Annotated in this window: 7 protein-coding genes and 1 pseudogene; 2 read left to right on the plus strand and 6 right to left on the minus strand. The window is 45.3% G+C overall.

Annotated elements, in window-relative coordinates:
- Positions 1-6 precede the first annotated feature (6 nt).
- The 5 genes from SD450_RS16440 to SD450_RS16460 form a co-directional block, all read right to left on the minus strand.
- Entirely contained in the window at positions 7-747 is a 741-nt protein-coding gene (locus SD450_RS16440; RefSeq protein WP_318345545.1) for a tetratricopeptide repeat protein, read from the minus strand.
- The gene (locus SD450_RS16445) at positions 740-1,306 is read right to left on the minus strand and encodes an RNA polymerase sigma factor (RefSeq protein WP_318345546.1); all 567 of its coding nucleotides are present in this window, start codon (positions 1,304-1,306) and stop codon (positions 740-742) included. Before SD450_RS16445 ends, SD450_RS16440 begins: the two co-directional genes overlap by 8 nt.
- 67 nt (positions 1,307-1,373) lie before the next feature.
- The gene (locus tag SD450_RS16450) at positions 1,374-3,956 is read right to left on the minus strand and encodes a hypothetical protein (protein WP_318345547.1); all 2,583 of its coding nucleotides are present in this window, start codon (positions 3,954-3,956) and stop codon (positions 1,374-1,376) included.
- A gap of 61 nt (positions 3,957-4,017) precedes the next feature.
- Entirely contained in the window at positions 4,018-5,235 is a 1,218-nt protein-coding gene (locus SD450_RS16455; protein ID WP_318345548.1) for a hypothetical protein, read from the minus strand.
- A gap of 71 nt (positions 5,236-5,306) precedes the next feature.
- Entirely contained in the window at positions 5,307-6,536 is a 1,230-nt protein-coding gene (locus tag SD450_RS16460; protein WP_318345549.1) for a serine hydrolase domain-containing protein, read from the minus strand.
- Positions 6,537-7,089: 553 nt separating this feature from the next.
- Between SD450_RS16460 and SD450_RS16465 the strand changes: the two genes are divergently transcribed.
- Both SD450_RS16465 and SD450_RS16470 read left to right on the plus strand, forming a co-directional pair.
- Positions 7,090-7,506 (plus strand): hypothetical protein, encoded by a 417-nt coding sequence (locus SD450_RS16465; RefSeq protein ID WP_318345550.1) that lies wholly within the window; start codon positions 7,090-7,092, stop codon positions 7,504-7,506.
- 122 nt (positions 7,507-7,628) lie between these two features.
- A pseudogene (locus tag SD450_RS16470) lies at positions 7,629-8,879 on the plus strand (IS256 family transposase).
- A 101-nt stretch (positions 8,880-8,980) separates the two neighbouring features.
- On the opposite strand, the gene SD450_RS16475 reads toward SD450_RS16470, so the two are convergent.
- Positions 8,981-10,174 (minus strand): site-specific integrase (locus tag SD450_RS16475; RefSeq protein WP_318345551.1); only part of this gene is annotated, 1,194 nt, incomplete at its 5' end.

The raw sequence follows: 10,174 nt of genomic DNA on the forward strand, positions 1-10,174 counted from the left end.
ATCGAATCAATCTCGGAGTTTTTTGGCCAATTCCCGGCCCTTTTCATCTGAAGTTTGCTCCAAACTTTTGAGGGCTGCCTCCACCTCATTGTTCTTCAAATGTGCCAAGCCCTTGTAATATGCCGCTTCGCTTTGGAAAGAAGATTGGGTGTTACCAAGCACACGATCAAAATAGGGAATCGCTTTGCTGGGTTCCTCATTGGCCAAATAGACCGCACCCAAAAAATAATTGATGGTATCGTTGTCCATTTTTTGCGATAACAAATTTTCCCATTTCTGCGCGGCAGTTGTATAATTTCCCTGTTTATAATCCACCATGGCTTCATAAAAATCATAGTTGTCGCTATTGCCCATCACCGTAGGTAAACCAGGGTCTGGGGTGAAATAGGCATTGAACAGCCTTTCGTTGGCATTGGGAATGTAGAAATACCAAATACCCCCGAGGGCAATCAAAAGTGCAATGGCGGCCGCGACCCGGAAAAGTAACCGGTAGGAGGTTGTATGAAGGGGTCTGATCTGGGCATCGTCTTCCAGTTGCTTGTGAAAATCGTTCAATTTGGAACGCAGACCTTCTTCCTCAATGGTCCGAAACAATCCCTTAAATTCCAAAAACTTGGTATTCAAGTTGGAATCGGATTGCAGTTGGGACTCAAAAGCAGCCCTTTCTTGGGCATCCATCCCATCAAGAAGGTATCTTTCAAAAAGGTCCTGTTCTTCAAGGGTCCAATATGTAGGTTCCTTATCCATTGTTCTTGATGTGTTGGGCCAGTGCACGTAACTGTTCCATGCACCGGTATTTTTTGTTTCGGGCTGATGCCGCTCCAATGCCGAGTTTTTCGGCTATCTCTTCCATGTTTTTTCGTTCAAAATAGAAGAGGGTCAAAAGGTTTTTGCATCCACTTCCCAATTCTTGGAGGGCTCGTTTCATGATGTCCTGTTCATTTTGAATCTCGTTGTCCTGGTCTTCGTCCTCTTCCTGATCGATCAAGGGTATTACATCTTGATGGACCGTTTTCTTGAACCGGGCGGATCTTAGATGGTCCGTCCATTTGTTCTTGGCAATGGTGAACAGGTACGCCTCCAAACTTCCGGTTCCGTCAAATTTGTCGTCCTTTACATTTTGCCAACACGCAATGAACGCCTCTTGATAAATATCCTTTGCCTTGGTCTCATTGCCGCTGTTTTTGAGGATGTGGACCCTGACCCGTGGGAAAACACTTAGGTAAACCTCTTCCAGAATGTTTTCATCATTCTTTCTAAAACCTTCTAGGATTGTGCCGGTATCTTTTCTTTGTGTATTCCCCATACTTTTCGGAAAGCATGGGGAATTTAAAGAAATTTAAAAGTTCATATGCTATTTTATCGTTATGTTCCTAACTTTTTGGTTTTAAATACACTGTTACTTGGGCATAGCCTTTTGCTGAGGCATAGCGGGCCAAGGCCTCGGACATCCAACTGGATACATTTGCTGAGTTTGGTCCTGAAATGGCTCCCACCGGGCATCTCAATTCCAATTCGGAACCTTCGCTGCCCCCTTCCAATTCCTGAGGGGTCCAAGTATCACTGGTATAACTGCAGGATGGTATCACATCCGGGGTCCTTTCAATGATCCGCATGGTATAACGTTCCACTTCAAATCCATCAGGGATATCCTCCAAGGCCTCATTGGTGTTCCATTTAAAGGAACTCCAGACTTGGGCATTATGGTAAATGCCCACTTGGTCCCTATGGCTGTCCACTCCAATATCAACATAATAAATAAGTGTCTGGTCATCATTTTCAATGGTGAGGGTTGCCTCAGCTTCATCTGCAAGCGCATAGCCTTGGTCACTGCCCTTTGGTCGGGCATAAATTTCAGCCTTGATGATTTCCGTAGCACTTTCCACCTCGGTGTCTTGGGCTTCATAGCTCATTGAACCATCATCCAAAGTGGTTATTGTCGTTGAAATCCCATTGAGCAGTCCATAACTGCCATTGGTGGACCATACGACCTTGTATTCGGTCTCGGCATTGGGAATGGCAGTCTCTCCATCATTGTGCACAAGTTTCAAGTTCACCTCATCATCTCCTTTAATGGTGATTCCATCGGGCTTTATCTCAAACTTTTTCTTCTTCACATCCACGGTCATGGTGGCCGTGCCGAGTTCATCTCTTGAGCTTCCACTCTTCAAATAGGCAACAACGGTAACCTCTTCGAGATTTTCACCATCACCAAGGGCAGTTGCCGAGGCATTGCTGAAAAAGGCCACTTTATCGCTGGTAGTGGTAAAACTGGTTCCATCTTGGCCATTGTAATCGTTCAACACTCCACCAAATTGCGTTGTGGTGCTCCACTCATATTCAAGTTCCTCCCCCTCTTCCAAATTGATGAGGACTTTGGCTCGGATTTCCTTGGGGTCTCCAAAGGGCACCGCAGTCATTTTTTCGGGCTGTAACTTTACAACGCCCTCTGAGATAGTGATGTCCCACTTTTCCAGTTTTGCCGAAACACCCAATCGTTGGTTGATGCAATTTATGCCCACCGATTCCTTGATGGAACGCAATATGGCACTGGTGAGCTTCAGATAGCGTTGTTCGCCTTCCTGGATCAGTTCATTGTTCTGAATGAAGGTATTTGGGCTGCTTCCGGTTGAAAGGATGCCGTACATTTGGGTCATAATGTTCCTAAGGTCATTGGAGAGCCTGATATCGCCGTAGAGAAAAGGCAGGAATTCGTTCATGGCCGTTTCAAAATCATTGTCCAGAACAGCGGTGATGGAAGGTTCATGCGCCCTTAGAATGGGCTCCACCGTACCCACCATGGAAGTGGCCCCTTGCAAGGCCTTGGTCTCAAAAGTGTCCCGGTTTCCACCAATATCCATTAAAATGGGAAGAAAATAGTCCATAATAAAGGTCTCCACGGAAAGTTCCTCAAATTTCTCTTGTTCGGCATTGGTGAGTCCACGGCCTGCAGCACCGCCACTACCGGGACCAATTACGGCCAGTTCATAGGTTTCTGAAGCTCTCCCTTCCACAAGTTCCAGTTCCAGTGCAGAAGATGTTTTTGAAGCGTAGCGGGCGCCCTGCGAGCACAGATTGAAATTGGTTACCTGTCCCTGTAGATCATCTTGATTCTCATTGGCCAGTGCAATAAAAGGGATTTCCAGTTCATGGTCCGGGGTGTCGCCTCCTTCAATTTCCGAGTTGATGATGGTCTCATTCCCAAACTCATCCTTATAGGATTTTTTATAGACAAACCCGTGGGTACGTCTTGGGTAGCTATTGGAAACGGTGAAGGACTGTTCCCCGGCTTCGTCAAGGGACAAACCACTGCTTTCAATGGGGCCAAAATCTATTTTGGAACCAATGTCGATGGGTTCCTTTGACGTGAGTGCGGTGATCGCCTCATTGAGCGCGTCCGTAAACCCTCCCTCCGCAAATACCTTCGGGTTTTGGTTGAACAACGTCTCAAATTCGGCAGCAAGGTCCATGAAGGCCTGTTCCTGTACAATGCGCTCCACGAACATTTTTTTATAGGGAGTTGTTCGAAGTGAGGTGAGCATCCCAAAATACAACATCACTTCGGCGGTTGTGGCCACGGATACTTCCTTTCGTTCGTCGGTCATGAACCCTGCAAGCAGTAGGTCACCGTCGGCATCGAACAAATAGGTCAGCTCCACACTTCCGGGATTGAAAGGAATGTTGCCTTTTGCCGCACCATCAAGATCACTTGTGGTGCCCATGCCAAAAAGGGATGCACCTGTTATATCCGCATTTGAATCATCAGGTAGAATAACTTGCACGTCCACCATTTCATAGCCCTCGGTCGGTCCTGGGTCATCATCTGTGGGGGTTGGATCATCATCGGTCTGCGACACATCGTCGTCCATTTTAAGGGTGTTGTCGTCCGAGTTGCAACTCATTGCCAACACAAAGGCAAAAATGAGCGACACAATAATTTTTACTGAGGTTTTCATTTGGTTTCTGATTTTTAATTGGTGTTTCTTTTAAGGTTATCGAAAAAGGAAAAAAATGTCATCAATAGGCCCCCTTCACCTTTGTCCATTCGCGGTTATTGAGGTTGATGTCTCCGTTGGGCGTATAAAAAAGGTCGTCGTTTTGGATATAGTTTCCATCGCTGTCCATCCAATACTCGGTCGAACCTGCATTTACCTGATAATTGGTTCCTGTGAGTGGGTTATAGACCGTTTCCTCTTCATTGATCATGTTGATGAACTGTCTTTGACCTGTATTACTTCCCGCTCCAAAGTTTCGGTTCATGAAAGAGGCATGGTTAGCATCCTGTGCGGCCCAGATGCCCTTCATCTTCTCTTGGTGGGCGTTGAAAGCGGCCCATCTGGCCTGCATCCTATTCTGGTGCTGGGCCGAGGCCATTGCCATCCTTCTTTGGTTCTCCTGGGCCCGTTGTTGCCCCAGTTGGGTCACATAGTTTTCCCATTGTGGGTTTTCGGTATAGCTGAAGGTGGCCTCTTTCATTTTTTCAAGGGTCGGTTCGTAGGCCACCTCATCCACAAATGTGTAGTTCACCGTATAGAACCAAACCATCATGCTTCCTGATATAGTGGGCTGTTGCATACTTATGATGGACACACTTGCCATCGCTTTTTGCCCGGAACCATTTTTCCACTCCGTGTTATACATCGACAGGGAGCTGTTCATGGTGGATTTGGAGGCAAGTTTGTTCCGCAGGTATTGGGTCACTTCGGGCTGTTCCCTTTCCCCCACATAGTGAAACCCGCTTTTGGACATTCGGGTCTTTACCTCCTCATTGAAGATCTGTTGGGGACTGGCAAGGGGCCTTACCAACCTTCCGTATGGAGTGTTGTACATGGCTTCTGCCATTTGTGGGTCTTGGTAATCCATGTGGTAGGTAACAGGAGTGTTGAAACTTTGTAAATGATCGGGCCCTGTTATCTGTATCAAAAAGGTGGGCAGTTTCTGGTCTATGGTATAGGATGCTTTGGAAATCACTTTCCAGTCTGAAGGGTATTCCGTGCTGTTAACGACCAAACCTGTGCGGGCATCGCGCAAATGGTGTACCTTTTTTGAAGTGACTTGGATCCGTCCGGAAAAAGAACCTTCGCTTCCCGACTCATCACTGTCCTCCAAATCTTCATACATGCCAGATTCCCGATCGTACCCTCTTGTGGATAGCTCTTCCTTGTTCGATGTGGGTCCGCCCATACAGGAAATAAAAAAAAGACAGGGTATAAAAATTAGGGTCGAGGTTTTCATTGTTTTGTTTTTGATGGATTATGGTTATTGATTGAAATAAGGCCTTCTATACATTGAAATGCCGTAAAGAATCAGAATTGATCCAGATCTGTTTGCCATGGAATGTTTCCATCATTCACAATGTCCAAAAGCAGTGATTGGAGATCATTGTCAAATTGCGCAGTATCCGTCCTCCTTAAATTCAACAAGATGGTTGCCGTGTGCCCGTTGTTGGAAATCATCATCCAAGACCGGTTACCTGGCAAGCTACCAGTAAAGTACCTGACCCCTTGTTCAGCCCAAACGGCAAGTCCCCTGCCCAGATTGGAGAGTTGGGTAGTCTCTGACAACAATTGAATGGAATTGGGGGCCAAAACATCCGGTCTTGTCGAAGCACCATCAATGGCGCAAAGAAAGCGCAATAGGTCCGGGGCGCTGATAACGACACCTGCATCCCCGTCCCTTCTGGAGGCTATGGTAAAAATATAGGGCGTATCACTATCGGTACCGTAATAGTACACTTCATTTTCCCCAAGGTCATCTTCCTTGAAGGTGGTCATTTTAAAGGTGGTGATGCCGAGTGGCGAAAGCAGCCCATCCAAATAGGCCTCAAAGGTTTCTCCCGATCTTTCCTCAACAATCCGTGCAAGAAGCCAATATCCTGTATTGCTATAGCTGAATGCTTCTCCCGGGGCATTGTTAAGCGCCCAATTGTTCAGCACATATTCGATAAAATCGGAAGTGCCCAGGTTGGGTTGATAGTCAATGGGATCCCCTCCGCTGGATGCACCCCACCCGCCCAATTCATGGACCAACAGATGATCTACGGTAAAACTGAGTTCATCCTCGGTAAGTATAGCAGTCCCAAAATCCTCCCCCAATACACCTTCGGGGCCAAAAACAGGTTCATCCAAGGACAATAACCCATCATCTGCCAATCTCAAAATGGCAGTTGCCGTAAACACTTTTGAAATACTTGCTATCCGGAATTGATTGTCCGCTTCGACAGCTACGGAATTCTCGACATTGGCCAGACCATATCCCTTGGAATAGACCATTTTTTCGTCCACGCTAACCGCCAGGGCAGCTCCTGGGACTTGATAAAGTTCCATAAATTCACTCACTGCATCATCGACCTGTGGGATGTCTTCTTGTGTTATGGAAGGATTTGGGTTTGGGTTCGGATTTGGATCGGGGTCGGGATTCTGGATAGGGTCTGGATCCAACGGGTTTTCCGTGTCGCTTGAACTGCAGGCCATTACCAATAGGAAAAGAAATAGGGCCAATACATATCTGCTCCTTTTTTGCATACGTGCTCTCATAGATGTTTGGTTTAAGGTGAATTGTTTCACCTCCATATCGAACACATAGAAAAATGTCATCAAACCATTTTTGACATTTGACAATGGGCATGGGAGATGTCAACTTTTTGATCAATGATGACCCCTCGCAGGCTTGGCTATCCCATATCCTCAAAACCAATTGTAAGGTTAGATAAAATATCGTCGGGCCTTACACGGATAAGCCAGTTCCAAATACCAAGAGGATTTTGGTCCCCATGGGATCCCACATACTTGTAAGTGCCGATCTCTTTGCAAATCCCAGTCTTGGCCCATCACAAAAAAACGCCCCTTGGTCGAGGGGCGTTCATCTTATATCGTAAAATATCCTTTATGATCAGATCATAGTTGTAACCTCATGAACAGTTCATGGGTATTGTTGTCCAACCCATCGATGGAATTTTTGAGGTGTTATGGAAAAGCTAGCTTTTCCATAACGGAAAAAAACTATTTTGTAAAACCTAAACTATAGCGGATCTAGGGGGTACTTACACTATCATGTAATGATTTTAAAGAAGGAGTGTTTATTTCAAGCATGACCGAACCTGTGAAAGTTGAATGGAAAATAATCAGAGTGGGAAGTTCTCAAACAGAAATCCCCAGGGAATTACCAGATGAATTAAAAGAAACTGACTTCCCTATGGATCCACGACATGCAATTATTGAATGGATAGATGAGTGCACCTATAAATTGACATATGACTCTACAAAATCTGAGTTGACTGATTTCCAAAAAATGGTAAATGGGTTAGGGGGATTTATGAACGAGATGATCAAAATAGAAGGGAATTGTTTTTATTTCAAATCGACTCTCAAATACAATGGTGGAGAACAATCAATAGAGGGTAATTTTTGTAAAGGATTAAAAAGAACTGAACTTAAACAGAGTTCAAATAAACGATTGCTCTTACTCCTTAATCAATTGGAGTTGGAGGTAATACTATATAATTAAATACAAATTATTAAACGTTGTTCTATTGTGTAAATGAAATAAAGGTTTTAATTGCGTTAAAGACTGTAAACTGAACTCTGTCTGAAAAAGATTAGAAGTATTAATTTTATTCAGATAGTACCATGACAAAGAAAAAACAGACAGAATTTGAAAAGAAGGTGCTCGAGCAGTTCATGTCAGGCAAGAACCTTTTCGGTGAGGGAGGCGCTTTTGCCCCTATGCTGAAGAATGTGATTGAGAAAGCCCTTGAGGCTGAGATGGACGGCCATCTGGACGAGGGTGAGCGCACCAAGGGCAACAAACGCAATGGCAAGGGAAAAAAGACGCTGAAAATTGGTTTTGGGACCTTCGATATCGATACCCCGCAGGACCGCCAGAGCAGCTTTGAGCCGGAGTTGGTGAAAAAACGCCAGACCATCCTGGCTGACAATCTCTCGGAGAAGATCATCGGCCTCTACGGCCTTAGGATGAGTTACCGGGACATCTCGTTCCATATAAAGGAGATGTACGATACGAAGATTTCCCATATGGTCGTAAGCCAGATCACCGATCGAATCGTCCCCGATGTAAAGGCGTGGCAGAACCGTCCCCTGGAGCCCCTCTATTGCATCGTATGGCGCGATGCGATGCACTCAAGGTAAAGGTCGATGGGAAGATCGAGCACAAGGCCCTTTCTAACATACTTGCCATCAATAAGGAGGGATATAAGGAAGTTTTGGGCATGTACATCTCCGAGAGCGAAGGTGCCAACTTCTGGCTCCAGGTACTGACCGACCTGAACAACCGTGGACTGCAGGATATCCTTATTAACCTGAAGGGCTTTACAGAGGCCATCCTTAGCATATTCCCAAAGACCCAGGTACAGAAGTGCATTGTCCACCAGATACGCAATTCCCTGAGGTATATTGCCTCAAAGGACCAAAAGGAGTTCATGTGGGACCTCAAAGAGGTATACCGTGCCTCCAGTAAGGAGGTGGCCGAGGACGAACTTCTGGCCCTGGGCGAAAAATGGGGCGGTAAATATCCCGTGGTCATTGAATCCTGGCAGAACAACTGGGAGGAGTTCTCCCAGTACTTCCAATACACCCCGCCCATCCGCAAGCGATCTATACCACCAATGCCGTGGAGGGCTTCCACCGCTAGGAGCGCAAGGTCACCAAGACCAAAGGGGCTTTTACAAACGATATGGCCCTGCTCAATCTGGTCTACTTGGCCACTAAGAACATCGAGAAGAAATGGACCTGCCCCTCCAAAATTGGAGCCTGGTGGTCCAGCAACTTTACATTAAATTTGGGGAGAGGATTCACTTGGAATTAAATCCCAATCCCTCTGGGGCTAGCCCCAGAGGGATTGATGGATCGGACAGAGTTTAATTTACACACCCCAAACAAACAATGCTTTATTTACTTTCCATTCTTTCCACCAACATTCGCATATCATCACCAACTTTCCTTTCCAAGACCCTCCCATAAATTTAAGTGGTGGTCAGCTTGGAATGACCCAACATCTTGGAAACGGTTTCAATTGGAACACCATTGGAGAGTGTTACCGTTGTGGCAAAAGTGTGCCTGGCAGTATGGAAAGAAATATTCTTATAGATTCCACAAGCCTTTGTAATCTCCTTTAAATAACTGTTGGTCTTTTGGTTGCTCAATACTGGTAACAACTTTCCGTGTACCAATCTTTCATTGCAGTTTTTATATTTATCCAAGATTTGTTTTGCTTTGGGAAGTAAGGGAACCTTGACCGCTTCATCGGTTTTTTCCCTTTTCGTATGAATCCAAAGGTTTCCATCTATGCCGAACCGCATATGATCTATATCCAATGTTTTTACATCTCCATAGGCCAATCCTGTATAACATGAAAAAAGAAAGGTGTCCTTGACCCTCTCATACCCCCTTCCTGAAAATGTTGTCTCCTCAATGAGCTTGAGTTCCCTTTCGGTCAAAAAAGAGCGTTCACTCTTCTTATAATGCTTTTTATAGTTTACAAACGGGTCTTTGTCCAACCATTCCAACCTCACGGCAAGGTTTACCATTTTCCTTAACCGCTCCAAATGTTTCATGGCCCCATTATTTGTACACTTCTTTCCCTTTTGCAGATCAGGCCCATTTATCAAATAGTTCTCAAAATCAGTGATGAACTTATAGTTCAATCGCTTTAAGTTGATGTCTTGAAGTCTGCGGGTATGCTCCAAGAACCTTTTGAGATATTTTTCTGTACCATAATAGTTTTTCATGGTTCCCGGACGAAGCTTATTCCTTTGTGATTCGTAATGGTACTTGATAAGCTCCATTAGTGTCTTGTGCTCTTCATCTTGTCCAAGATAACGGGCTTTGATGGCCTGTGAGGTTATAACCTTGTCCTCTCGCAACAACTGTTTATGGGTGTCCATAATTTCACCGTAAACCTCATCCAGATAGCTGTTCAACAAACGTGCCTTGTGGGTTAGGCCATGTAGCCTGCCCTTATTTTCATCCCATTCATTCACCGAAACATAACGTTTCAAACTTATCTCGGCACGTTTTCCATTGACGGTGATACGGGCATAAATGGTCAATTTTTCAGGATTGTTGGAAATGTCCCTAGTGTGGAAACGCCGGACATAGTATACCACCCTCGCCGGTTCAAAGTGACCATAGCTGGCCGGACGAAAGTGACCCACCTT

The organism is Flagellimonas baculiformis, from assembly GCF_033441575.1.
In the GTDB taxonomy this organism is placed as follows: domain Bacteria; phylum Bacteroidota; class Bacteroidia; order Flavobacteriales; family Flavobacteriaceae; genus Flagellimonas; species Flagellimonas baculiformis.